The organism is Streptomyces sp. NPDC043952, assembly GCF_056435325.1.
In genome coordinates this window covers 1-24662 of the sequence record NZ_JBWKES010000033.1, presented here as the reverse complement: position 1 = coordinate 24662, position 24662 = coordinate 1, and the positions used below count along the sequence as shown (strand labels likewise).

Genomic DNA, 24662 nt, shown 5'->3' with positions numbered 1-24662 from the left:
CCCCCGCCCCGCGCACGCCGGCGGACCGCTGGTGAGCGGTGGTGATCCCTCCGCTACCTTGTACGCGTGTCACAGCCGTCCCCCACCCGTCCCGAGCGCCGCGGCCGTCTTCTCCGGTTCGCCGCGGCCCTGTTGGTCCTGTGCGGTGTCGCCGCCTACCTCGTGGTGCAGTACGTCACCGGAGGCGGCGGGGCACACGGCTGCAAGGTGGTCTCGGCCACCGGCGCCAAAGCGTCGTACGAGTTCACGCCCGAGCAGGCGGCGAACGCGGCGACGATCGCCGCCGTCGGCACCGGCCGGAACATGCCCGAGCGGGCCGTGACCATCGCGCTGGCCACCGCGCTCCAGGAGTCCGGGCTGCGCAACATCGAGCACGGCGACCGGGATTCGCTCGGCCTGTTCCAGCAGCGGCCCTCGCAGGGCTGGGGCACCGAGCGGCAGATCATGGACCCGACGTACGCGGCCGGGATCTTCTACGCCCATCTCGCCAAGGTGCCCGACTACACCGAGCTGCCGCTCACCGTGGCCGCGCAGAAGGTGCAGCGCAGCGGCTACCCGGAGGCGTACGCCAAGCACGAGCCGGACGCGGAGCTGCTGTCGGCGGCGCTGACCGGGCGGGCGGCGGCCACGCTGACCTGTGACGGGCGGTTCGACACGACGGCCACCGCGGTCGGTCCGGACGCGGTACGGGCCGCGCTGGTACGGGACTTCGGGCGGGACGCGCTCCAGGAGACCGGTGCGGAGGTGGGCGGGGCGCCGGTGCCCTCGCCGTCCCCCTCGCCGAGCGTGACGGCGACGGCGAGCGGGCGGACGGTGACCGTGCCGGTGCCGCTCGGCACGCGGACGGACGCGGGCGGGCGCGACGAGCGGGAGCGGGGGTGGCAGCTCGCGCACTGGGCAGTCGCCAACTCCTCGGCGCTGCACATCCAGCGGGTGACGTACGCGGGGCGGGTGTGGACCGCCGGGAGCGACGGCGGGGCGTGGCAGCAGGTGCGCTCGCAGGGGGCCGCGGGAGCGGAGAAGTCCGTGGGCGTTGTCCGGATCGTGACCGGACAGTAGTACGGATCATCCTGCCTGCGGGTGGCATCGGCGTTTCATACGCGGCCAAACGGGCGAGCTTTGGAATTCGCGCGAGATCCCTTGTGGCCCAAGGGGCGAAAGGATTCTGCTGGGCGTTCTCGCGGACGCCCTTTGCCCGTTTTTATCCCCACCTGATAATGCGATGCGTTATCGGTTCTTTACCTGGGGCGTCCGCAACCTTCGGGGGCTTCGAGCGGTAGTCATGGCGTCCGAGCCCGGTGCCGGGTCCGGATGACACAGATCGTTCTTCTCCCGTCGAATGGAGCATCATGTCCCTCCCCCTGACCCGCCGGATCGCCCGTGCCGCGCTGCTCGTCGCAGCGGGAGCGGCCGCCGGGGTCGGTGCGGCCGGCTCCGCCGGTGCGGCCACGAACCTGCCGGCCGCGAACCTGAGCGGCCTGACCGCGCTGGACGCGGCGCACGTCGGCGACACCGTCGACGGTGCCGCGGAGCACGTCACCTCGCTGGCGGGCAACGCGGGCGGCAACGCCGTGAAGTCGGCCGTGCCGGCCGCGGGCAAGACGGCCGGCGGCGCTGTGAAGAAGGCCGCCCCGGCGGCCCAGCAGGCCGCGGGCGGCGTCGCCGGCGCCGCGGGCAACGCCCTGGGCGACGCGGCCGCCGGCGCCACGCGGGGCGGTCTGCCGACCGCCAACCTGCCGATGCAGGGCCTGCCCCTCACCTGAGCCGGCACCGCCCGGTGAACGGGGTCCAGGGGACATCCCCTGGACCCCGTTCGGCGTTCCACGTCGGCCGGGGCCAGGGTCTCGGATCGGCACCCGGCGCCGTCGGCCGTGCCCACCCGTTCCGCCCTGCGGAACGATTGCCCACGGCAGTGCAAACGACGGTAGCGGGTCCTATCGCAGGCGGGAGACCGCCGACTGGACGCGTTCGTCCGTCGCCGTCAGCGCCACGCGGACGAAGGTGTCGCCCGCCGGGCCGTAGAAGTCGCCGGGGGCGACCAGGATGCCCAGGTCGGCGAGGTGGGCGACGGTGGTCCAGCAGGGTTCGTCGCGGGTGGCCCACAGGTAGAGGCTGGCCTCGCTGTGCTCGATGCGGAAGCCGTGGGACAGCAGGGCCGAGCGCAGCGCCTCGCGGCGGGCGGCGTAGCGGGCGCGCTGTTCCCGTACGTGCGCGTCGTCGCCCAGCGCGGCCACCACCGCGGCCTGGGTCGGCGCCGAGGTCATCATGCCGCCGTGCTTGCGGATCTCCAGGAGCGGGCCGAGGACGGCCGGGTCGCCCGCGATGAAGGCGGCGCGGTAGCCGGCCAGGTTGGAGCGCTTGGAGAGGGAGTGGACGGCCACGACGCCGTCGTACGAGCCGCCGTTGACGTCCGGGTGCAGCACCGAGACCGGGTCGGCCTCCCAGCCCAGCTCCAGGTAGCACTCGTCGGAGACGACCAGGACGCCGTGGGCGCGGGCCCAGGCGACGATCTCCGTCAGCTCCCGCTTGCCCAGCACCTTGCCCGTCGGGTTGGACGGGGAGTTCAGCCAGAGCAGCTTCAGGCCGGCCGGGTCGAGGTCGCGCGGGTCGTCGTACGCCTCGTACTCCGCGCGGGCGAGCCGCGCGCCGACCTCGTACGTCGGGTAGGCCAGGCGCGGGTAGGCCACCTTGTCGCCGGGGCCGAGGCCCAGCTGGGTCGGCAGCCAGGCCACCAGCTCCTTGGAGCCGACGACCGGGAGCACGTGCCGGTGGGTCACCTCGCGCGCGCCCAGGCGCCGCTCCAGCCACCCCTGGATCGCGTCCCGCAGCTCGGGCGTGCCCCAGACGGTCGGATAGCCCGGCGAGTCGGCCGCGTCGATCAGGGCCTTCTGGACCAGCTCGGGGACCGGGTCGACCGGGGTGCCGACGGACAGGTCGACGATGCCGTCCGGATGGGCCGCGGCCGTCTTCTTGTACGGCTCCAGCTTGTCCCAGGGGAACGTGGGAAGCCGGTCGGAGACTGCGGACACGATCAGTGGCTCACTTTCGTCTGGTGCGGCAAACGCCTCGGTCCCGTGCGGCGGTGATCTGGGCGATCGGGGCCGTACGGGACCGAGGCGGCGCGGTGCGGGCCGCTTGGGAGCTAAACGGTCACTCGCCCTGCGGCGGCAGCGCGGCGATGAAGGGGTGGTCGCGCTCGATCAGCCCCAGCTTGCTGGCACCACCGGGCGAGCCGAGCTCGTCGAAGAACTCGACGTTCGCCTTGTAGTAGTCCTTCCACTCCTCGGGAGTGTCGTCCTCGTAGAAGATCGCCTCGACCGGGCAGACCGGCTCACAGGCACCACAGTCGACGCATTCGTCCGGGTGGATGTACAAGGACCGCTGGCCCTCGTAGATGCAGTCGACCGGGCACTCCTCGATGCACGCCTTGTCCTTGACGTCGACACAAGGCTGCGCGATGACGTAGGTCACGCTGTCGTTCCTCCTCGATAGGGCGCTGGCGGGCCTCCTCAGGCTCCGCCGCCTGGCGCGCGGGAGCGCGGCGTCGTCGATGCCCGCCCCTAGTATCTCCGTTCCGGAGCATGATCCGAACAGGAGGGGTGAACTGACCGGTGGAAATCTCGGCACAAGGGCGCCTGGAAGTCCGAATCACCCCCGCTGACGTGGGCAAACGCGTCTCCGTGCGGCGCTTGAGCGAAGCCGGAGCGGCGCGGGAGAAGTTCACCGACACGGTGGGCGTTCTCACATCCTGGGATCATGGCGTGCTCATGATCACACAGCGGAGCGGTACAAGCGTGCGGTTTCCGGAAACCTCGCTCGTGGCGGGCAAGGTCGTCCCGGCCGCCCCGGCACGCCGCAGGGGCCCGGCGGCAAGCTACGCGGAGCTGGCGCGGGCCGTCTCGCGCGGCTGGCGCCCGGTGGAGAGCGAACGGCTCGGCGAGTGGGAGCTGCGGGCCGCGGTCGAGGGGGAGCCGCGCGAAGCGCGTCCGGCCGGGGTGGCGGTCGGGCGACGGGAGGGCTACACGCGGCGCGCCAACAGCGTGCTGCCGCTGGGTGATCCCGGACTTCCGCTCGACGCGGCCCTGGACGCCGTACGACGCTGGTACGGCGAGCGCGGGCTGCCGGCCTACGTGCAGACCGCGACGGGCGCCGAGGGCACGCAGGAACTGCTCTGCGCGGAGCTGGAGCGGCGCGGCTGGGAGCGGGAGGTGAGTGCCGAGGTGTGGATCGGCGCGCTGGCCCCGCTCGCGGACCGGCCCGAGGGCGCCGAGGTGGTCCCCGGCCGGGAGGCGGACGAGGCGTGGCTCGCGCGGTACCGGCGCAAGGGGGTGAGCGAGGTGGCGCTGCGGGTGCTCACCCAGGGTCCCTCGGTGTGGTTCGCCTCCGTGCCGGGCGAGCCTGTCGTGCCGGGCGAGCCGGGCGGGGTCCCGGCGGCGATCGGGCGGTGTGTCGTGGACGGCCGCTGGGCCGGGTTCGCCGCCGTCGAGGTGGACCCCGCCAGACGGCGGCAGGGCCTGGCCACCGGGGTGATGGCCGCGCTCGCCCGCCGGGCGCTGGCCGAGGGCGCCTCGGCCGGCTGGCTCCAGGTGGAGAGCGACAACGAGCCCGCGAAGGCCCTGTACGCCGCGCTGGGCTTCTCCCGGCACCACGCCTACCACCACTACCGACAGCCGCGGGAACAGCCCGCTCACGGCCCGTCGTAGACCCTCCTCGGAAGGGCGAGAACCCGCCATGCCTCACCCGTATCTGCCGCCCCCGTACCCGCCGCCGCCCGAGCGGTCCGCCGAGGTGCGGGCGCACTTCGCCGAGCAGGCGCGCTCCGAGCGGCCGGACCTGGCGGCGCTGTGCCTGCTGATCGCCGCGGAGACGGACGGCTCGCTGGACGAGGCCGGGATCGACACCGCGCAGGCTGAGCTGGACCGGCTCGCCGGCGAGCTGCCGTACCGGCCCGGCGGCCCGCGCGCCTGGGCCGAGGCGGGGCGCCGGCTGCTCGGCGGGCGCTACGAGTTCCACGGCACGCCCGGCGACTACCAGCGCCTGGAGTCCTCGCTGCTGCACGAGGTGCTGCGGCGCCGGCGCGGGCTGCCGATCCTGCTCTCGGTGGTGTGGCTGGAGGTGGCCCGGCGGGCCGGGGCCCCGGTGTACGGGGTCGCGCTGCCGGGGCACTTCGTGGTCGGGTTCGGGGCGGCCGGGGAGCGGGTGCTGGCCGACCCGTTCGAGGGCGGCCGGGTGCTGACCGGGCCGGACGCCGAATTGCTCGTGGTCGGGGCGACCGGTGCGCCGCCGGACCCCGCGATGATGGAGCCCGCGCCCCCGCTGGAGGTCGTCCAGCGCATCCTGAACAACATCCGCGCGTGGGCCGCGGCCCGCCCCGAGCACTCGGACGTGGCGCTGCGCGCGGTGGAGCTGTCGCTGCTGATCCCCGCCCACCCGGCCCGGCTGCGCTACGAGCGCGGGCAACTGCTGGTGCAGCGCGGGCAGTTCACGGCCGGGGCGGACGAACTGGACGCGTACGCCGAGCTGATCGAGGTCGTCGACGAGCCGGCCGCCGAGCGGGTACGGCGGCAGGCCCGCACCGCCCGCGCCAAGCTCAACTGACCGGCCGTACCCGCGGCTTCTACAGCCAGCCCTTCTCCCGCGCGGTGCGCACCGCCTCCGCGCGGTTGCGGACGGCGAGCTTCTGGATGGCCGTGGAGAGGTAGTTGCGGACCGTGCCCTGGGACAGGTGCAGGGCCCTGGCCAGCTCGGCGTTGGTGGAGCCGTCGGCCGCGGCACGCAGCACCTCGCGCTCGCGTTCGGTGAGCGGGTTCGCGCCCCCGGCGAGCGCGGCGGCGGCCAGCGTGGGGTCGATGACCCGCTCCCCGGCGAGCACCTTGCGGATGGCGGCGGCGAGTTGGGCCGCAGGCGCGTCCTTGACGAGGAAGGCGTCGGCGCCGGCCTCCATGGCGCTGCGCAGATAGCCGGGCCGCCCGAAGGTGGTCAGCACGACCAGCTTGACGGCCGGGAAGTCCCGGTGGACCCGCGCCGCGGCCTCGATGCCGGTGCAGCCCGGCATCTCGATGTCCAGCAGCGCCACGTCCACGTCGTGCGCCCGGACCGCGTCGAGCACTTCGTCCCCGCGCGCCACCTGGGCGACGACCTCGATGTCGTCCTCCAGCCCGAGCAGCGCGGCCAGCGCCTCGCGGACCATGGACTGGTCCTCGGCCAGCAGGACCCTGATGGTGCTCGTCATGCCCCGGATCCTACGTCCCCCGCGGGGGCCACGGGCACGCGGGCGACCAGCCGGAACCCGTGCCTGACCCGGCCCGCCTCCAGCGTCCCGCCGGCCTTCTCCAGGCGTTCGGTCAGCCCGGTCAGGCCGTTGCCGAAGCCGCCGGTCCCGACGCCCGACCCGTTGTCCTCGACGGCGAGTTCGAGCATCGGCCCGGCCAGCGTCTGGTGGTGCGTGAGGCGTACGGCGCACCGGTCGGCGCCGCTGTGCCGCACCACGTTGGTGACCGCCTCGCGCAGCGCCCAGGCGAGCGCCGACTCGGCCTCCTCGGGCACCCCGGAGAGGTCGGGCTCGGGCGGCAGTTCGGCGGCGACGCCGGCGGCCGTGAGCGCCACCTGGGTGCCGGCCAGCTCGACGGCGAGCCGGGGGCGCCGGTAGCCGGTGACGGCCTCCCGGACGTCCACCAGGGCCTGGCGGCTGACCTGTTCGATGTCGCCGATCTGCTGGGCCGCCTTGTCGGGGTGGTCGGGCAGCATCCGCCCGGCCAGCTCGCTCTTGAGCGTGATCAGGGAGAGCGAGTGGCCCAGCAGGTCGTGCAGGTCGCGGGCGAGCCGCAGCCGCTCCTCATTGGCGGCGAGCTGGGCGACGGTGGCCCGCGCCTTGCGCAACTCGATGGTGGTGCGGACCAGTTGGCCCACGCCGACCATGGCGAACCCGATGAGCACGACCATCAGCATGTCGTCGTCGACCGTGTGGACGCCCCAGTGCAGCCCGACCAGGTACATCAGCACGGCGGAGCCCGGAATCGCCCAGTTCGCCAGGCGCAGCGGCAGGGTCGCCCCGCAGGCCACCGAGAGGTAGACGAACAGCGTGCTCCACTGGGTGCCGAGGCCGTAGGTCAGGGCGGGCGCGAGGACGAGGAGGGTGCCGAGCAGCAGGGCCACGGTCCGGGGCGCGAAGGGCGCCCCGAGCTGCCGGAAGACCAGGGTGAGGTACACGCCCACGAAGACGGTGAGGCCGGCCGCTCCCGCCACGGCGCCGGCCGTGGTGTGCCGGCCCCCGGTCAGGTCCCGGATCGGGGAGCCGAGGAAGACCAGCCACACGGCGATCCACAGCGCCTTCACCACCAGCTCGCGCCGGCCCTGCACGCCCTGTCCGATCCGGACCCGTGTCTCCGGCCGTGTCCCGGCCGCCTCGGGGTCTTCCGTCATGGTGCTCACGCCTTCAGCGTGTCCTTCCGGTACAGCCAGGCCGCGCCGCCCGCGAAGAGGACGAAGTACGCGACGAGGACGGCGATGTCCGTGGTGTGCGGGGCCTGGCTCTGCTCGATGGCCCGGCCCAGCGCGGCGTAGGCGTGGGTGGGCAGCCACTTGGCGATGTCCTGGAGGAACTGCGGGAAGGTGGTCGAGGGCATCCACAGGCCGCCGAGGATCGACAGACCGAAGTACACGATCATCGTGATGGGGCGGACCGCGTCCCCGGTGGCGAGGTAGCCGAGGGCCACGCCGAGCGCGGCGAAGACCAGGCTGCCGGCCCAGATGACCCCGGTGAGCGCGAGCCACTGCCAGGCGTCCAGCCGTACGTCCTTGATCACGGCGGCGGCCAGGAAGACCACCACGATGGACGGCAGGCTCACCACGGCGGCGCTGGCGGTCTTGGCGAGGACGTAGCCGCGGCCGGGCAGCGGGGTCAGCCGCAGCTGCCGTACCCAGCCGCTCTCGCGTTCCTTGGCGATGCGCTCGCTGTTGCCCATCAGCACGGCGGTCAGGGCGCCGAAGGAGGCCATGGACACCATCATGTACGTGGCCAGGGTCAGCCCGGTGCCGTCGATCCTGGTGTTGTCGGCGTTGCCCGCGATGATCAGGAAGAGGACCGCCGGGTAGAGCACCGAGAAGAACAGGAACTTCTTGTTGCGCAGGGCGCGGGTCAGTTCCAGCTTGATGAGACTGTTCATGACTGCTTGGCCTCCTCGGCCTCCGTGATGGCGACGAACGCCTGCTCCAGGCCGAGGCCGGCGACCTCCAGGTTGCGGGGGTAGACGCCGAGGCCGTACAGGGCGTGCACGGTGGCGTCGGCGTCGGCGGACTGGATGCGCACGGTCTGGCCGGACACGTCGACGGCGGTCAGGAACGGCAGGGCGCGCAGGGCGGCCTCGTCGATGGCGCCCTCCAGGTCGAAGGAGATCCGCCGGGCGCCCGCGCGGGCCTTGATCTCGGCGGCGGTGCCGTCGGCGAGCAGGCGGCCGCGGTGCAGCACCAGGACCCGGTCGGCGATGGCGTCGGCCTCTTCGAGGTAGTGCGTGGCGAACAGGACCGTGCGGCCCTGGTCGGCCTGCTCGCGCATGGTGGACCAGAAGGCGTGGCGGGCGGAGACGTCCATGCCGGTGGTCGGCTCGTCCAGGATGATCAGGTCGCTGTCGCCCGCGGTGGCGAGCGCGAAGCGGACCCGCTGGGCCTGGCCGCCGGAGAGCTTGTTGACCTTGCGGTCGGCGATCTGCGCGATGCCGGCGCGGGCCATCACATCGGCGGGCTTGTACGGCCGCGGGTGCAGCGAGCAGGACAGCTTGACCAGTTCGGCGACGGTGACATCGTCCATCAGTCCGCCGCTCTGCAGCATGGCCCCGACCCGCCCGGCCACGATCGCCTCGCGGGGGCTGGTGCCGAACAGGGACACCGTGCCGGCGTCGGGCTGCTTGAGGCCGAGGAGCAGGTCGAGGGTGGTGGACTTGCCCGCGCCGTTCGGGCCGAGCAGGGCGACGGTCTCTCCGGGGTGCAGCCGCAGCGTGAGCCCGTCGACGGCCCGTACCGTCCCGTACGTCTTGGTCACCTGGTCGAACCCGACCACCTCGGTGGCGGAGGCGGTCGGTACCGCTGTCGTTGTCATGTCGTCCATGGTGCCGGTGCGGGGCGGGGGTCCGGCAGTGTCGGGGGTCCCGGTTGCCGGGTGACAGATGTCATGGGGTGGGAGTGACAACCCGCAAGGGGCGCCCGGCATGCCGCCGGGCGCCCCTCACGAGCCGGGTCCGCGCACCTAGTCGGGGTTGGTGCTGATCACCGCGACCCGGTTGGTCTTGCTCATCAGTGCCTGGCGCAGGGCGCCGTAGACGTCCTGCGGTGTGACCGGCGTCTTCTGGCCGTTGCCGCGGGTGATGAGGACACCGTCGAAGGCGCCCCCGTACAGCTGCTTCAGGGCGGCCAGATCGGGCTTGTCGACCAGTTTGCCGTTGACGGCGGTGACGCGGAGGAACTTCCACAGCGAGTTCTGCGGGCTCATCGGGACCGCGTGCGCGGCGTCCGTCATCACGGTCACCTTGGCCGACATCGCCGGCTGCGCGAACTCCTTCATCTCGCGGTCGACCTCGGCGTTGGAGACCGCGGGCTGCCGGTTGGTGGTGGGCACGGTGACCGTCGTGGGCTCACCCGTCTCCACCGCGGTGCGGTACGCCTGTTCGATCGCCTGCGTGGAGCGGGCCGCGTCGATGGCGGTGCCCGGCTTGCCGTAGACGGGCACGGCCTTGCCGGCCTCGAACTTGATGCCGCCCTCGACCACCGCGCCCGAGCCGGAGCCGCCGCCCGTCTGCCGCAGCGCGGCCTGGAGCTTCTCCTCGTCCACCGGCATGACCGGCTCGACCACGCGCTGCTGCCCGAACAGCGTGCCGACCACGGACACCGGGTTGTAGTCGCTCTTGGCGGCCGCGCTCGCGGTGGCCTGGAAGTCGAACTGGAGACCGGCGTTGGCCGGGGCGAGCATGACCGTGCGGCCGCCCACGGAGAGCTTCAGCGGCTTGGCGACGCGGGAGCCGAACACGTCGTCCAGCTTCTTGACGGCGTCGTCGCGGGTGCCGCCGCCGATGTCGACGCCGAGCACGGTGGTGCCCTTGGGCACGTCGGTGTGGTTCATCAGCAGCCCGGCGCCGTAGACCCCGCCCGCGATCACGACCACGGCGGCGGCGAGCAGCACCAGTTTGCTGCGGCCCTTCTTCTTCGGCTTGGGTGCCGGCGCGGGCGCGGCCGGCTCGGGCTTGGGCGCCGCCGGGGCGGCCGGGCCGCCGGGACCACCGGCGCCGAACGGGGCGCCGTTGCCGCCCGGAACGACCGGGATGCCGCTGGTGACGGTGTGTCCGGAGACGTTGTCCGGGGCCCGGTAGCCGGGCGTGCCAGGTTCCGGGGCCGGCTTCTGCGGGGTGAGGATCGCCGTGTCGTCGCTGAGCCCGCCGCCGGGACCGAGCCCGCCGCCCGGCACCCCGGCCGGTCCGTCGAGGCCGGCGAGGTCCGTGCGGGCGCCGCCCCCGGCACCCTGCTGCCCGTAGGGGCCCTCGGCGGCCGGCCGCAGCGGGCTGTCCCCGGTGACCGGGCCGCCGGTCGGCCCGGCGGGCCCCTGCGGGCCGCCCCGGCCGCCCTGGCCCCCCTGTCCGCCCATGCCGTTCGCGCCGCCCGCGCCCGCGGCGTTGCCGAAGGGGTCCTGGCCGCCGCCCGCGCCGCCGTTCTCCGAGAAGTACGGCAGATCGTCGCGGCGCGGTTCGCCGCCGCCCGCCTCCGGGGAGCGGGAGCCGCCGGCCAGCGGGCCCGCGGCCAGCGCCTCGGTGACGTCGAAGGAGCCGGTGCCGCCGCCGTGTCCGGGGGCCACCGGGCCGCCGGTGGCGCCGGGCAGGCCCGAGCCGTTCGTCTTGCCGGAGCCGCGGCCGGGCACGCTCATGGAGCCGACCACACCACCGGGGCGTGCACCGGTGCCACCGGCCGGGCTCCCGGTTCCCCGCGCACCCGGCGCGCCGGCGGAACCGCCGGGGTTCTTGGCCCCGTTGGCACCCGCGCCGCCCTTGGCGGGGGTGCCCGGCTTGCGGGGCGCGAACCAGTCGCTGGTCTTCTCCTCGGCCGGGGCCGACGGCTCGGCGGGAGCCTCGGGGGCGGGCGCCGGCGCGGCCGGGGCGCTGCTCGCCTCGGCGGCGGGCCCGTCGTCCCGCGCGGCGTCGGCGGACTCGCCGTCGCCGACGGGCTTGCGCACGACGACCGGCGGGATGGGCCGGGAACCGGGGATGTTGATCCGGATCCGGGTCGTCAGCGTGGTCTCGGTCTTGCGTTCCTCGGACTGCGCGCCCGAACGGCCCGCGTCCGCACCGTCGCCGGAAGCCATGGGGGTTCCGTACGGCGGGGTGCCGGACGGGTACGCGGCTCCGCCGCGCCCGTTGGGCCCGGAGGACGGAGTGTCAGTTTCACGACTCAAGGCAGGTTCTCCCAGTTGGCTCCGCCGCCCGACACTGACCTCACTGCTTCGGCGGTCCCCCCGGCTCGAACGGGGTCGAGAGCGCGGGGGAGGCTCGGCGGCGCGCACCACCATACTGGCCGCCTCTCGCGTACATCCCCTGACCGCTGAGGAAACCCGCACCCGACTCGCACGCGGGCCGCACGCGGGCCGCACGCGGGCCGCACCGGAAAGCGGTACGTCACTTCCCAAGTCGGGCGGAGCCGGGGCGCGGTTGCCTCGTGGCGCCGAGGGTGGCACAGATCACAGCGAGGGCCATGCCACCGAACAGGAAGAGATAGGAGCCGCCGCCCGCGCCGAAGAGGAAGTCGCCCTCGGGACGGGAGGAGGTGAGCAGGATGACGGTGACGATCCAGCCCGCCGCCGGGGCCATCGCGCCGCCCCGGCTCCGGGTGGCGTACGCACCGCCGAGGAAGGTCCCGACGGCGCCCGCGAGGGCGAGCAGCAGCCCGCCGGGGAACCAGGCCGCCTGCACCAGGGTTCCGGCGAGCGCGACGAGGGCGCCGAGCAGGAAGAGGCCGACGCAGGCCAGGGCCCGGCCCGGCGACGGCGGGCGCAGCGGCTGGGCGAGCATCGGGCCCGGAGTGCCGGTGCCCCGCTGGGTGCCGCTCACGGCGCCTCCCCGGCGGCGATCCCGGCGAACAGGTCGCTCTCGCCGGGCGCGGCGGTGCCGCGCACCAACTCGTAGTATTCGGTGGTGAACAGCGGCTGGGCCAGTTCGTTCGAGAGCGCGAACGAGGACCCGGCCACCTCGATCTGGGTGGCGTGGGCGCGCATCGCGGCGGCCTTGGCGGCGGCGTGGGCGGTGCCGTCCACCGCGGTGGTGACGCGCGCGTCGTCCACCACGCCGGGTACGTCCTCCAGGGCCGCGATCTTCTCGAAGGGCAGGGCCGGGAGTTCGTCCTGGAGCCGGGCGAAGGCGTCCTCGGCGACGGAGCGCGGGGTGCGGTTCCAGTAGACCTTGTCGATCGTGTGCCCGCGGTCGGCGGCGAGGTCGGCGGCGCGCATGGCGACGCGGTGGGCCTGGATGTGGTCCGGGTGGCCGTACCCGCCGTTGTCGTCGTAGGTGACGAGGACCTGGGGGCGGACCTCCAGGATCACCTGGACCAGGTGTTCCGCGGCCTCGTCCACGTCGGCCTGCCAGAAGCAGCCGGGGTCCTCGTTGTCGGCGGTGCCCATCATCCCGGAGTCGCCGTAGCGGCCCGCGCCGCCGAGCAGCCGGGCGTCGGTGACCCCCAGTTCGCGCAGGGCGGCGGCCAGCTCGCCGCGCCGGTGCGCGCCGAGCGCGGCGCCGGTCAGATGCCGCAGTCCGGGCGGGATGCACTCCCCGCGCTCCCCCAGGGTGCAGGTGACCAGCGTCACCTGGGCGCCCTCGGCCGCGTACCGGGCCATGGTGGCGCCGTTGTTGATCGACTCGTCGTCCGGATGCGCGTGCACCAGCAGCAGCCGCCGGGCGGCGCGCGGACCGGAGGGGGGCAGTTCCGTCATGCCACCACCCTACGCAGGCCCGCCGCCGCCCGCCCGGCCGTCAGAACTTGATGCTGCCGATCATGCTCGCCACGTTCGTGGTCAGCTGGCTGATCGTGGGCGCGATGGTCGAGGAGGCGAGGTAGAAGCCGAGCAGCATGCAGACGACCGCGTGGCCGCCCTTCAGTCCCGACTTCTTCATCAGCAGGAAGACGATGATCGCCAGCAGCACCACCGCCGAAATCGAGAGTGCCACGGCGGCTCACCTCCAAAGATCCCAGGGACACGGCTGTTCGGAAAGATCGGTAGAGCAAGTCCATGCGGACACCGGCAGGTTCATACCCACACAGCGGTAGTGATCATAACTATCCGTACTCGCGCATCTCTCGGCGCACGGCCGCACAAGGGGGCGCATGGCCAATATGGTCGGGGTATGACGACCGAGTCCGACTCCTTCCCCCGCAGACACGCGAGGACCCAGCGATTCACCCTCGGCGCGCCGCGCGGGTTCACCGTGGCGCCCGACGGCACGCGTGTCGCGTTCCTGCGTTCGAGCTCCGGCGCCGACCGGGCCAACTCCCTCTGGGTGCTGGACCTGGCGGACGGCACCGAGCGCCTCGCCGCCGATCCGGGCGCCCTGCTGGGCGGCGCCCTGGAGCAGCTCTCGCCCGAGGAACGGGCCCGCCGGGAGCGCAGCAGGGAGGGCGGGGCCGGCATCGTCGGCTACGCCACCGACGCCGCCGTGCGGCTGGCGTCTTTCGCCTTGTCAGGGCGGCTTTTCACGGCCGACCTGACGACCGGCGAGAGCCGTGAACTCCCCGTTCCGGGACCGGTGATCGACCCGCGTCCGGCGCCCGACGGCCGGCACATCGCCTACGTCGCGCGGGGCGCCCTGCGCGTGGTGGGCGCCGACGGCGAGGGCGACCGCGCGCTCGCCGAGCCGGAGACGGAGCAGGTGACCTACGGGCTCGCGGAGTTCATCGCGGCCGAGGAGATGGGCCGCAACCGGGGCTTCTGGTGGGCGCCGGGCGCCGACCGGCTGCTGGTGGCCCGCGCGGACGACACGCCGGTGACCAGGTGGTGGATCTCCGACCCGGCCCACCCCGAGCGTGAGCCGAACAACATCGCGTACCCCGCGGCGGGCACCCCTAACGCGGACGTACGGCTGTTCGTGCTGGGCCTCGGCGGGGAGCGCACGGAGGTGCTCTGGGACCGCGCGCGCTACCCCTACCTCGCCCGAGTGCACTGGTCAGAGGCGGGTGCGCCGCTGGTCCTCGTGCAGTCGCGGGACCAGCGGAGCCTGCTGTACCTGGCGGTGGACCCGGACACCGGGACGACCCGGATGGTGCATGCCGACGAGGACCCAATTTGGCTGGAACTTTTCGCCGGGGTGCCGTGCTGGAGCCCCTCAGGACAGCTGGTCCGGATCGCCGACGAGGGCGGCGCCCGAGTGCTCGCCGTGGGCGAACGTCCGCTGACCAGCGGCCTGTTGCACATCCGTGCGGTTCTGGACGTGGGTGCGGACGACACGCTCGTCACCGCCTCCGCCGGAGCCGACGCGGAGGATCCCGAGATCGGCGAGATCCATGTGTACCGGGTGAACGAACTGGGCGTGGAGCGCGTGTCGCAGGAACCCGGCGTGCACTCGGCCGTGCGCGCCGGGGGCGTGACCGTGCTGGTGTCCGCGACGCTTGACAGGCCGGGCACGCGTGTCCAGGTGCTGGCTGACGGAAAGCCGACGGCGACTGTCCGCTCGTACGCCGAAGACCCCGGTTTGTCCCCCAGGGTGACCCTCACCGAGGGGGGCGCACGCCGAATTCCGTGCGCCGTGCTTATGCCACGGGACTACCACGGTGACACTCCCCTGCCGGTGCTGCTCGACCCCTACGGTGGCCCGCACGGTCAGCGGGTGGTCGCCGCGCACAACGCCCACCTCACCTCCCAGTGGTTCGCCGACCAGGGCTTCGCCGTGGTGGTCGCCGACGGCCGGGGCACTCCGGGGCGCTCGCCCGCCTGGGAGAAGGAGATCAAGGACGACATCGCCGGGGTCGTGCTCCAGGACCAGGTGGACGCGCTGCGGTCGCTCGCCGAGCGGTTCCCGCTGGACCTGGGCCGGGTGGCCATCAGGGGCTGGTCCTTCGGCGGTTACCTGTCCGCGCTCGCGGTACTGCGCCGCCCGGACGTCTTCCACGCGGCGGTGGTCGGCGCGCCCGTGACCGATCTGCGGCTCTACGACACCCACTACCAGGAGCGCTACCTGGGCGACCCGGCCGAGCAGCCGGAGGTCTACCGCCGCAACTCGCTGATCGACGACGCCGGTCTGGTGGACGCGGCAGGGCAGCACCGCCCGATGATGGTGATCCACGGCCTGGCGGACGACAACGTGGTGGTCGCGCACTCGCTGCGGCTGTCCTCCGCGCTGCTGGCCGCGGGCCGCCCGCACGAGGTGCTGCCGCTGTCCGGGGTGACCCACATGACCCCGCAGGAGACGGTCGCGGAGAACCTGCTCAACCTCCAGCTCGACTTCCTGCGGCGGTCCCTGGGCTGAGGCGGACCGCGGCCGTCAACGGCGTTAACATCCGGGCAACTTCACGGAAGCGGTTCCGATATACGGACACGCCAGGCTGTACGGCGTACGGCCGTGCGGGTGCCGTGAGCGGGCCGGGGTGCGCCATGTCACCCCGGCCCGTCGCCGTTCGCCTCCATGGCCTCCGGCGGCACCACCCGCTTCTCCTCGGCGAAGTGACACGCCGAGTCGTGGGCGGCCGGGCCCTCCCGGAAGACGGCCGGCACCGCGAGCGCCGGCACCTCCAGGGCGCACCGCTCCCGCGCCTTCCAGCACCGGGTGCGGAAGCGGCACCCGGAGGGGATGTCCGCGGGCGAGGGCACGTCCCCGCCGAGGATGATCCGCTCGCGGCGCTCCCGCGCCTCGGGGTCCGGGACCGGCACCGCGGACAGCAGCGCCTGGGTGTAGGGGTGCGTCGGATGCTCGTAGATCTCCGCGTCCCGCCCCGTCTCCACGATCCGGCCGAGGTACATGACCCCGACCCGGTCCGCGATGTGCCGCACGATCGACAGGTCGTGCGCGATGAACACGTACGACAGCTCGAACTCCGCCTGGAGCCGGTCCAGCAGGTTGATCACCTGCGCCTGCACCGACACGTCGAGCGCGGACACCGGCTCGTCGGCCACGATGACCTCCGGGCGCAGCGCGAGCCCCCGCGCGATCCCGATGCGCTGGCGCTGGCCGCCGGAGAACTGGTGCGGGTAGCGGTTGACGAAGTCCGGGTCGAGCCCCACCACGTCCAGCAGTTCCCGGACCCGGCGGCGCCGGTCGCCCTTGGGGGCCGCCTCGGGGTGGATCTCGTACGGCTCCCCCACGATGTCCCCCACGGTCATCCGGGGGTTGAGGGAGGTGTAGGGGTCCTGGAAGACCATCTGGATGTTGCGGCGCACCGCCTTCAGGGCGCGTCCGGACAGCCGGGTGATGTCCTCGCCCTTGAACCGGATGGTCCCGGCGGTGGGCCGCTCCAGGTTGCACAGCAGCTTGGCGACCGTCGACTTGCCGCAGCCCGACTCGCCGACGATGCCCAGGGTCTCGCCCCGGCCGAGGGTGAAGTCGACGCCGTCGACCGCCCGGACCGCGCCGATCCGCTTCTTGAACAGGACGCCGCGGGTCAGCGGGTAGTGCTTGACGAGCCCGCTGACCTCCAGGACCGGTTCACCGCTCGTCGCCATCCAGGCACTCCCTCCAGAAGTGGCAGGCGCTGCCGCGGGCTTCGGACACCTCGTACAGCGGGGGCACCTCGGTGCGGCAGACCTCCCGTGCCATCGGGCAGCGCGGGTGGAAGGAGCAGCCCGGCGGCACGTGCGCCAGGTTCGGCGGCAGGCCCTTGATGGCGTACAGTTCCCGCCCCTTGAGGTCCAGGCGCGGGATGGAGTCGAGCAGGCCGCGGGTGTAGGGGTGGGCGGGCGCCTGGTAGATGTCGTGCACCGGCGCCGACTCCACGATCCGCCCGGCGTACATCACGGCGATCCGGTCGGCCACGTCCGCCACCACCCCGAGGTCGTGGGTGATGAGGACGAGCCCCATGCGGTACTCGCGCTGCAACTCGGCGAGCAGGTCCATGACCTGGGCCTGCACGGTGACGTCCAGGGCGGTGGTCGGCTCGTCGGCGATGACCAGGGCCGGTTCCAGGGCCAGCGCCATGGCGATCATGATCCGCTGGCGCATCCCGCCGGAGAACTGGTGCGGATAGTCCCGCACCCGCTGGGCGGCGGCCGGGATGCGCACCCGGTCCATCAGCTCGACGGCCTTCGCCCGCGCGGCCTTCCGCGACATCCCCCGGTGCACCGTGAACAGCTCGGCGAGCTGATCGCCCACGGAGAGCACCGGGTTGAGGGCCGACAGCGCGTCCTGGAAGATCATCGCCAGCCGGGCGCCGCGCAGCTTTCGCCGTTCCTCCTCCTTCATCCGCAGCAGGTCCCGGCCCCGGAAGAGGATCTCGCCGCCGGTGATCCGCCCCGGCGGCGTGTCGAGGATGCCCAGCACGGCCTGCGCGGTCACCGACTTGCCCGACCCGGACTCGCCGAGCACGGCCAGCGTCTCGCCCTCGTCCACGGCGTACGACACCCCGTTGACGGCGCGGGCGATCCCGTCCCGTGTCCTGAACTCCACGCGCAGATCGCGGACTTCGAGCAGCATGGCGCCGTCACCTCAGCTTGGGGTCGAGGGCGTCGCGCACCGCGTCGCCGAGCATGATGAAGGCCAGGACGGTCACCGCGAGGGCGCCGGAGGGCCACAGCAGGGCGTGCGGCGCGTTGCGGATGTAGGGGGAGGCGGCGGAGATGTCGATGCCCCAGGAGACGCTGGGCGGCTTGAGGCCCACCCCCAGATAGGACAGGGTCGCCTCCAGGGAGATGTAGGTGCCGAGCGCGATGGTCGCCACCACGATCACCGGGGCGACGGCGTTCGGCGCGATGTGCCGCAGCAGGATGCGCGAGTCGGAGGCGCCGAGGGCGCGGGCCGCCTGCACGTAGTCGTGCTGGCGGGCGGTGATGACCGAGCCGCGCGCGATGCGGGAGATCTGCGGCCAGCCGAGCAGCACCATGAAGCCGATCACCGGCCAGAGGGTGTTGCTGGTGACCACGGACAGCAGCACCAGGCCGCCGAGGACGACGGGGATGGCGAAGAAGATGTCGGTGGTGCGGGACAGCAGCGCGTCCCACCATCCGCCGAAATAGCCCGCCAGACCGCCCAGGACGGACCCGAGGACCGCGACTCCCAGGGTGGCCAGGACGCCGACCGTGACGGACGTACGGGCCCCGTAGACGGTGCGGGTGTAGACGTTGCAGCCCTGCCCGTCGTACCCGAAGGGCGCGCCGGGCCCCGGACCGTCCTGGGACTTGGCCAGGTCGCAGCTGAGCGGGCTGCCGGAGGCGATCGCCGAGGGCCACAGGGAGACGAACACCAGGAAGAGGATGACCAGGGCGGAGAGCAGGAAGACGGGGTTGCGGCGCAGGTCCCGCCAGGCGTCCGACCACAGCGAGCGCGGCCGGCCCGCGGGTCCGCCGCCGCCCGGCGCGCCGGGGCCCGGCTCCAGGGTGGCGGCCTCGCTCGCGCCGAGGTCCATGGCGCCGCCCATACCGGTCCCGGCGATGGCCCCCTCGGGCTCGTACGGCTGTTCAGGCATAGCGGATCCTCGGGTCGAGTACGGCGTACAGGAGGTCGACGAGGAGGTTGGCGAGCAGGAAGACCAGCACGAGGACGGTCACGAAGCCGACGACCGTCTGGGTGTTCTGGCGCAGGATGCCCTGGTAGAGCTGGTAGCCGACGCCGTGGATGTTGAAGATCCGCTCGGTGACGATCGCGCCGCCCATCAGCGCCCCGATGTCGGTGCCGATGAAGGTGACGACGGGGATCAGCGAGTTGCGCAGCAGGTGCCGGGTGACGACGCGGCGCCGGGGCAGGCCCTTGGCGGTCGCGGTGCGCACGTAGTCGGCGCGCTTGTTCTCGGCGATGGTGGTGCGGGTGAGCCGGGTGACGTAGGCGAGGGAGACGGAGGCGAGGACCAGTCCCGGCACGATCAGCTCGCCGAACGCGGCGGCCGGCGAGACGGACGGTTTGATCCAGCCCCAGGCGACGCCGAGCAGCAGTTGCAGCAGCAGGCCGGTGACGAAGGTGGGGACGGAGATGACGACCAGGGTGGCCAGCAGTACGCCGGTGTCGACGGGGCGGCCGCGCCGCAGTCCGGTGACGACGCCGAGCGCGATGCCGATGACGATCTCGAAGGCGATGGCCACGATCGTGAGCCGGATGGTGACCGGGAACGCCGCCGCCATCAGCTCGGTGACGGGCTGCCCGTTGAACGCCGTACCGAAGTTTCCGGTGAAGACGTTCCCCATATAGGTGGCGTACTGGCGCCACAGCGGCTGGTCGAGGCCGAACTCCCGTTTCAGCTGGGCGGCGGTCGCCGGGTCGCAGGCGCGCTCGCCGCACAGGCCGGCGATCGGATCGCCCATCACGTTCACCATGAGGAAGATCAGCAGGGTGGCCCCGATGAAGACGGGGATCATCTGGAGCAGTCGCCTCGCGACGTAGCGGCCCATGCGGCTCAGCCGACCTTGATCTCGTTGTAGACCGGGACGCTGAACGGATTGAGCGCCACATGGGAGAGCCGGGCGGTGTAGCCGGCGCTGCCGTTCTGGTACCAGAGCGGGATGGCCGCCATGTTGTCGCGGACGACCTTCTCGGCCTGCTGGAACAGCCGCACGGAGGCCGCCCGGTCGGTCTCCGCGTTGGCCCGGTCCACGAGCCGGTCGAACTGCTTGTTCGACCACTTGCCGTCGTTGGAGGAGGCGTCCGTGTAGTACAGCGGCTGGAGGAAGTTCTGGATCAAGGGGTAGTCCATCTGCCAGCCGGCCCGGAAGGGGCCGCTCATCCGGTGCTGCGCGATCTGGTTGCGGAAGTCGGCGAAGGTGCCGACCGGGTTGCCGACGCAGGCCTTGTCGTCGCCGAGGGCGTTGTTGATGGAGTTGCACACGGCGTCCACCCACTGCTTGTGCGAGCCGGTGTCCGCGTTGTAGGTGATCTTCAGCCGGCCGCCGGGGATGCCGCCGCCCTCCCGGACCAGCCTGCGGGCGCCCGCCGGGTCGTAGTCGCAGGCGTGTCCGCACAGCCCGGCCTGGAAGCCGCCCGCCGTGCCGAGCACCGGGGAGGTCCAGTCGGTGGCCGGGGTGCGGGTGCGGCGGAAGATGGTCTCGGTGATCTGCTCGCGGTTGATCGCCATGGACAGCCCGGTGCGGACCTTGCGCGCCCCCTCGGTGTTCCACTTCGGGTCGTAATAGGGGAAGGCCAGGGTCTGGAGGATGCCGGCCGGCGTGTTGATGTAGCGGCCGGCCAGGTCGGTGCGGACGTTCTTGAGCTGGGTGGCGGGCACGTCGTCGACGAGGTCGAGGTTCCCGGCCAGCACATCGGTGTACGCGGTGTTGCTGTCGGTGTAGACGAGCAGCGTCACGCCCTCGTTGCGCGCCGGGTCGGGGCCCGGATAGCCGTTCCACTTCTTCAGGGTCATCGCGGAGCCCTTGGTGTACGAGGCGATCTGGTACGGCCCGTTGCCGATCGGCTTGCGCAGCCAGCCGGCGTGGTCGGTGAAGAAGGCGCGCGGCAGGGGCGCGTAGGCGGCGTACCCGAGGGTGTCGGGGAAGCCGGCGAACTTCTGGTTCAGGCGGACGGTGAAGGTCCGCGGTCCGGTGACCCGGAGCCCGGACAGGGCGCTGGCGCGCTGCCGGCCGCTGTCGGGGTGGACCTTGTCGTAGCCGTCGATGTAGCCGAAGAAGTAGGCGTTCTTCTGGTTGTTCCGCAGGCTCGCGCCGTAGTTCCAGGCGTCCACGAAGGACCGGGCGGTGACCGGCTCCCCGTTGCTGAAGCGCCAGCCGTCCTTGACGGTGATGGTGAAGGTGCGCGAGTCCGGGGTGCTGATGCGTTCGGCGAGCATGTTCACGGCCCGGCCGGTGCGGGGGTCGTACTTCTTCAGGCCCCGGAAGACCATGTCCAGCACCTTGCCGCCCTGGACCTCGTTGGTGTTGGCCGGCTCCAGCGGGTTCTGCGGGTCGCCCCAGGAGGAGGTGAGCACCCCGGCCCCGCCGAAGCCGCCGCCACCACCGCATCCGGCCATCGTCAGCACGGCGGCAATAGCACAGGCGGCCCGTCCGACACGCATCGGTCCCCGCATGGGCGCCTCCTCGTGGCGATCATCGAATTCACTACCCGGTCAATATCGGCTCATACGACACATACCGCATACGCATTACCGGATTGAGGGACCTTTAGAGGGACACGTCAGCCGAATGCAGGCACCCCGGCCCGGACACCTGTTGATCTTGTGCGGCGCACGCAACGGATCTCCGCGTAACGTTGCCGAAACGTTGGATTCGAACCGGCCGATGTACGTATTTCGACACTCGACCGTCCGCATAACGAACTTCTTGCCCGATTAGTCCAGTTGGTCCGATGTGAAGCACGGATTGATTACAGCGCGCTACCCGCGTAGCTACAGTTCGACCAAGCAGAAGTAAAGAAGGTAAAGACAAGCCCAAGTCGGTCGAGAATTTATTGACCTTGAATGAATTGCGTTGAAAAAGTCCGGCGTAGCCCGTAGGGGAGCGCCCTGCGGAGTCATCAGACCCTCCCTTGGGCCAGGAGCACCATGACCCCCCCTACTCCATCCGCGGCCGCCCCACTTGAGGTGACCGACGAGACTGCGGCGAAGTCGTCCGACTCTTCCGGTTCGAAGGGCTCCGAAAGCAGGACGCCGGGACAGCTGGCGTGGCGTCGCTTCAAGCGCGACCGCACCGGTGTGATCTCGGCGATCATCGTGATCGCCTTCTTCGTGATCGGCCTCGCCGCGCCGCTCATAGCGAAGCTGTACGGCAAGGACCCGTACACGACGTACGGCATGAACACCCCCGGCCTGCTGGGGGACAACGGCCTGCCGGCGAAGCCCAACGGCGGCATCGACGGCAACTTCTGGTTCGGCATCGACCCGCAGCTCGGCCGTGACGTCTTCACGTTCCTGCTGTACGGCATCCGCAACTCGCTGCTGATCTCCACCGCGATCACGCTTCTCGTCATGATCGTCGGTGTCGTGATCGGCGTGACGGCCGGCTACCTCGGCGGCAAGACGGACTGGTTCCTCGGCCGGGTCATCGACCTGCTGCTCGCCTTCCCGCAGCAGCTGTTCTTCGTGGCCTTCACGCCGGTGGTCGTCGCGCTGTTCGTGAAGCCCACCGACAACACGCCGACCTGGCTCACCGTCGGCAGCCTGATCCTCCTGCTCACCCTCTTCGGCTGGGCCTCCATCGCCCGACTGCTGCGCGGCCAGGTACTGGCCCTGCGCGAGCGGGAGTTCGTCGAGGCTGCCAAGGTCACGGGCGCGTCTCCGGCTCGCATCATCTTCAAGGAGCTGCTGCCGAACCTCTGGACGCCGATCCTCATCCAGGGGACGCTGCTGCTGCCCACGATGGTCACCACGGAAGCGGGCCTGGCCTTCCTCGGCGTCGGCGTGCAGGACCCGACCCCCGACTGGGGCGTCATGATCGGGTACGCGGCCCAGTTCTTCCAGGACGACATCACCTTCCTGTGCTTCCCCGGCGTCACCATGGTGATCTTCGTGCTGGCGTTCAACCTCCTCGGCGACTCGGTGCGCGACGCACTCGACCCGAAGACCAAGCGCTGATTCCGGCCCTCTTCAGGACCTCGGCGACGACGCCGGCGTGCCGGACTTCTCTCATCAACCCACATTCAAGGCAGGATGCGATGTCCTTCTCCCGCAGAAACTTCCTGATAGCCACTGGCGTTGCCGCCGCCTCCAGCACCCTGCTGTCCGCGTGCAGCAGCGGCAATTCGAGCAGCGGCAGCGGCACGGGCCAGCAGAAGGCGGCCGGGGCCCACGAGAGCACGGTCAAGATCGGCACGGCGGAGGACTCGAAGGGCCCGGCTCCGGAGGTCTCCGGCGCCAAGAAGGGCGGCAAGGTCTACCTGCTGAACGACGACGACTTCTCGCACCTCGACCCGCAGCGCGTCTACTACGCCTGGAACTCGCTGGCCGCGATCGTCCTCTCCCGCACCCTGACCGGTTACAAGGTCGGCGAGGGCGACAACATGACCCTGGTCGGCGACCTCGCCACCGACACGGGCACCATGAAGGACGGCGGCAAGACCTGGACCTTCACGCTGAAGGACGGGATCAAGTGGGAGGACGGCTCGCCCGTCACCGTCGACGACGTCCGCCACGGCATCGAGCGTGCCTACGCCAGCTTCATCACCGAGGGCGCCACCTACATCCCGACGTGGCTGTCGGGCACCGACAACTACCGCAAGACCTACCCCGGTCCCTACGGTGGCAAGCACCTGAAGTCGATCGAGACCAACGGCAAGTCCATCACCTTCCACCTCGCGGAAGCGCGCCCGGACTTCAACTACGTTCTCGCGATGCAGTCGTACGCGCCGACCCCGGCCAAGCACGACACCAAGCAGAACTACGACAAGAAGCCGTTCTCCAACGGTCCTTACCGGATCAAGTCGCACGTCACCGACAAGTCCATGGTGCTGGTGCGCAACGAGCACTGGGACCCGAACACGGACCCGATCCGCCACGCCTACCCGGACGAGTTCGACTTCTCCTTCGGCATCCAGGCGGACACCGCCACCGACCGCATCATCGCCGACAACGGCAACGACCAGTACGCGGTCTCCTGGCGCACCGTCCCGCAGGAGCGGGTCCAGCAGGCCACCGAGAAGGCCAAGGACCGCCTCTTCGAGGGTCTGAGCAGCGGCACCAGCGTCTACTGGATCAACCAGACGACCCAGCCGGACATCAAGGTCCGCGAGGCCATCATCCGCGCCTGGCCGACCGCCGGCATCCGCCTGCTCCAGGGCGGCGAGCACCGCGGTGACTACGCGACCGGCATCATGAGCCCGCTCGTCGCCGGCTACAAGTCGCAGGACGTCTGGGGCAAGCTGAAGAACCCGGCGGGCGACCCGAAGGCCGCCAAGGAGATCCTGAAGAAGGCCGGCAAGCTCGGCACCAAGGTCGTCTACGCCTACCAGGACGACCCGACCAACGCCAAGATCAAGGTCATCGTCAGCAACGCGCTGACCGCGGCCGGCTTCAAGGTCGTCACCAAGGCCATCGACTCGACCACCTGGTACGACCAGACCGGCAAGCTCGACAGCGGCTTCGACATCTTCTGGGGCGGCTGGAGCGCCGACTGGCCGACCGGTTACTCGGTCTTCCAGCCGCTGTTCGAGAGCGACCAGGTCCGCGACGAGGGCACCAACTACTGCCACCTGAAGAACGCGGACGTCGACGCGGCCATCAAGGCCGCCACGGCGGAGGTCGACCAGAGCAAGGCCAACGCGATGTGGGCCGCCCTGGACAAGCAGGTGACCGAGCTGGCCACCTTCATCCCGGACGTCTACATGAAGCGCCTGTACATCCACGGCTCCAAGCTCGGCAACGTGCGGATGGACCCGAACTTCGACGGCTGCATGCTCTACCAGCTGTACGTCAAGTCCTGATCCATCCCTGAGAGGTGGGGGGGGGGGGGGGGGGCGCCCCCCCCCCGCTCTCCCCTCGCGCCCCCCCGCCCCTTCCCCCGACGACGGTGTGTCGGCCCCCCCGCCCCCCCCCAACTTCCTTCCCCAGCCCCCCCCCCCCCCCCC

General features: G+C 71.8%; 22 protein-coding genes. 7 read left to right on the top strand and 15 right to left on the bottom strand.

Annotated elements, in window-relative coordinates; genetic code table 11:
- Positions 1-66: 66 nt before the first annotated feature.
- Positions 67-1059, top strand: a complete 993-nt coding sequence (locus tag AC069R_RS27585; protein ID WP_478769497.1) for a VldE C-terminal domain-containing protein — start codon at positions 67-69, stop codon at positions 1057-1059.
- Positions 1060-1349: 290 nt separating this feature from the next.
- Positions 1350-1763: an ATP-binding protein gene (locus tag AC069R_RS27580; RefSeq protein WP_478769496.1), complete on the top strand. Its 414-nt coding sequence runs from the start codon at positions 1350-1352 to the stop codon at positions 1761-1763.
- A 171-nt stretch (positions 1764-1934) separates the two neighbouring features.
- Here AC069R_RS27580 and AC069R_RS27575 read toward each other — a convergent pair whose 3' ends face one another.
- Positions 1935-3029: a bifunctional succinyldiaminopimelate transaminase/glutamate-prephenate aminotransferase gene (locus AC069R_RS27575; RefSeq protein WP_478769495.1), complete on the bottom strand. Its 1095-nt coding sequence runs from the start codon at positions 3027-3029 to the stop codon at positions 1935-1937.
- Positions 3030-3150: 121 nt separating this feature from the next.
- Positions 3151-3471, bottom strand: coding sequence for a ferredoxin (fdxA, locus tag AC069R_RS27570; RefSeq protein ID WP_018561461.1), 321 nt, complete (start codon positions 3469-3471; stop codon positions 3151-3153).
- Positions 3472-3611: 140 nt separating this feature from the next.
- On the opposite strand from fdxA, the gene AC069R_RS27565 reads away from it, so the two are divergent.
- Both AC069R_RS27565 and AC069R_RS27560 read left to right on the top strand, forming a co-directional pair.
- Positions 3612-4703 (top strand): GNAT family N-acetyltransferase, encoded by a 1092-nt coding sequence (locus AC069R_RS27565; RefSeq protein WP_478769494.1) that lies wholly within the window; start codon positions 3612-3614, stop codon positions 4701-4703.
- 28 nt (positions 4704-4731) lie between these two features.
- Positions 4732-5598 carry a transglutaminase family protein gene (locus AC069R_RS27560; protein ID WP_478769493.1) on the top strand — a complete coding sequence of 289 codons (867 nt, stop codon included), beginning with the start codon at positions 4732-4734 and terminating at the stop codon, positions 5596-5598.
- 19 nt (positions 5599-5617) lie between these two features.
- On the opposite strand, the gene AC069R_RS27555 is transcribed toward AC069R_RS27560, so the two are convergent.
- The 8 genes from AC069R_RS27555 to AC069R_RS27520 form a co-directional block, all read right to left on the bottom strand.
- A complete protein-coding gene (locus tag AC069R_RS27555) occupies positions 5618-6232 on the bottom strand; it encodes a response regulator (protein WP_478769492.1) in 615 nt (204 codons plus the stop codon).
- Positions 6229-7422, bottom strand: a complete 1194-nt coding sequence (locus tag AC069R_RS27550; protein ID WP_478769532.1) for a sensor histidine kinase — start codon at positions 7420-7422, stop codon at positions 6229-6231. The genes AC069R_RS27555 and AC069R_RS27550 overlap by 4 nt, the downstream gene beginning before the upstream one ends.
- A 5-nt stretch (positions 7423-7427) precedes the next feature.
- Positions 7428-8165 carry an ABC transporter permease gene (locus AC069R_RS27545; protein ID WP_397984195.1) on the bottom strand — a complete coding sequence of 246 codons (738 nt, stop codon included), beginning with the start codon at positions 8163-8165 and terminating at the stop codon, positions 7428-7430.
- The gene (locus AC069R_RS27540) at positions 8162-9094 is read right to left on the bottom strand and encodes an ABC transporter ATP-binding protein (protein ID WP_478769491.1); all 933 of its coding nucleotides are present in this window, start codon (positions 9092-9094) and stop codon (positions 8162-8164) included. Before AC069R_RS27540 ends, AC069R_RS27545 begins: the two co-directional genes overlap by 4 nt.
- Positions 9095-9241: 147 nt before the next feature.
- Positions 9242-11431, bottom strand: coding sequence for a hypothetical protein (locus tag AC069R_RS27535; protein WP_478769490.1), 2190 nt, complete (start codon positions 11429-11431; stop codon positions 9242-9244).
- A 220-nt stretch (positions 11432-11651) separates the two neighbouring features.
- On the bottom strand, positions 11652-12044 hold the full coding sequence (locus AC069R_RS27530) for a DUF6113 family protein (RefSeq protein WP_478769531.1): 393 nt from the start codon (positions 12042-12044) through the stop codon (positions 11652-11654).
- A 35-nt stretch (positions 12045-12079) separates the two neighbouring features.
- The gene (gene mshB, locus AC069R_RS27525) at positions 12080-12958 is read right to left on the bottom strand and encodes an N-acetyl-1-D-myo-inositol-2-amino-2-deoxy-alpha-D-glucopyranoside deacetylase (RefSeq protein ID WP_478769489.1); all 879 of its coding nucleotides are present in this window, start codon (positions 12956-12958) and stop codon (positions 12080-12082) included.
- A gap of 40 nt (positions 12959-12998) precedes the next feature.
- The gene (locus AC069R_RS27520) at positions 12999-13193 is read right to left on the bottom strand and encodes a hypothetical protein (protein WP_037659963.1); all 195 of its coding nucleotides are present in this window, start codon (positions 13191-13193) and stop codon (positions 12999-13001) included.
- A gap of 177 nt (positions 13194-13370) precedes the next feature.
- Between AC069R_RS27520 and AC069R_RS27515 the strand changes: the two genes are divergently transcribed.
- Positions 13371-15485, top strand: a complete 2115-nt coding sequence (locus tag AC069R_RS27515) for a S9 family peptidase (protein WP_478769488.1) — start codon at positions 13371-13373, stop codon at positions 15483-15485.
- Positions 15486-15613: 128 nt separating this feature from the next.
- Here the strand turns inward: AC069R_RS27515 and AC069R_RS27510 are convergent, their stop codons facing one another.
- The 5 genes from AC069R_RS27510 to AC069R_RS27490 are packed head-to-tail and all read right to left on the bottom strand — an operon-like array spanning position 15614 to position 21171.
- On the bottom strand, positions 15614-16675 hold the full coding sequence (locus AC069R_RS27510) for an ABC transporter ATP-binding protein (RefSeq protein ID WP_478769487.1): 1062 nt from the start codon (positions 16673-16675) through the stop codon (positions 15614-15616).
- Positions 16659-17642 (bottom strand): ABC transporter ATP-binding protein, encoded by a 984-nt coding sequence (locus AC069R_RS27505; RefSeq protein ID WP_478769486.1) that lies wholly within the window; start codon positions 17640-17642, stop codon positions 16659-16661. The genes AC069R_RS27510 and AC069R_RS27505 overlap by 17 nt, the downstream gene beginning before the upstream one ends.
- Positions 17643-17649: 7 nt before the next feature.
- Positions 17650-18630, bottom strand: a complete 981-nt coding sequence (locus AC069R_RS27500; protein ID WP_478769485.1) for an ABC transporter permease — start codon at positions 18628-18630, stop codon at positions 17650-17652.
- The gene (locus tag AC069R_RS27495; RefSeq protein ID WP_478769484.1) at positions 18623-19546 is read right to left on the bottom strand and encodes an ABC transporter permease; all 924 of its coding nucleotides are present in this window, start codon (positions 19544-19546) and stop codon (positions 18623-18625) included. Before AC069R_RS27495 ends, AC069R_RS27500 begins: the two co-directional genes overlap by 8 nt.
- Positions 19547-19551: 5 nt before the next feature.
- A complete protein-coding gene (locus tag AC069R_RS27490; RefSeq protein WP_478769483.1) occupies positions 19552-21171 on the bottom strand; it encodes a peptide ABC transporter substrate-binding protein in 1620 nt (539 codons plus the stop codon).
- A 474-nt stretch (positions 21172-21645) separates the two neighbouring features.
- Between AC069R_RS27490 and AC069R_RS27485 the strand changes: the two genes are divergently transcribed.
- Together AC069R_RS27485 and AC069R_RS27480 are read left to right on the top strand one after the other, a co-directional pair.
- The gene (locus AC069R_RS27485; protein ID WP_478769482.1) at positions 21646-22674 is read left to right on the top strand and encodes an ABC transporter permease; all 1029 of its coding nucleotides are present in this window, start codon (positions 21646-21648) and stop codon (positions 22672-22674) included.
- A gap of 80 nt (positions 22675-22754) precedes the next feature.
- Positions 22755-24518, top strand: a complete 1764-nt coding sequence (locus AC069R_RS27480) for an ABC transporter substrate-binding protein (protein WP_478769481.1) — start codon at positions 22755-22757, stop codon at positions 24516-24518.
- Positions 24519-24662 lie beyond the last annotated feature (144 nt).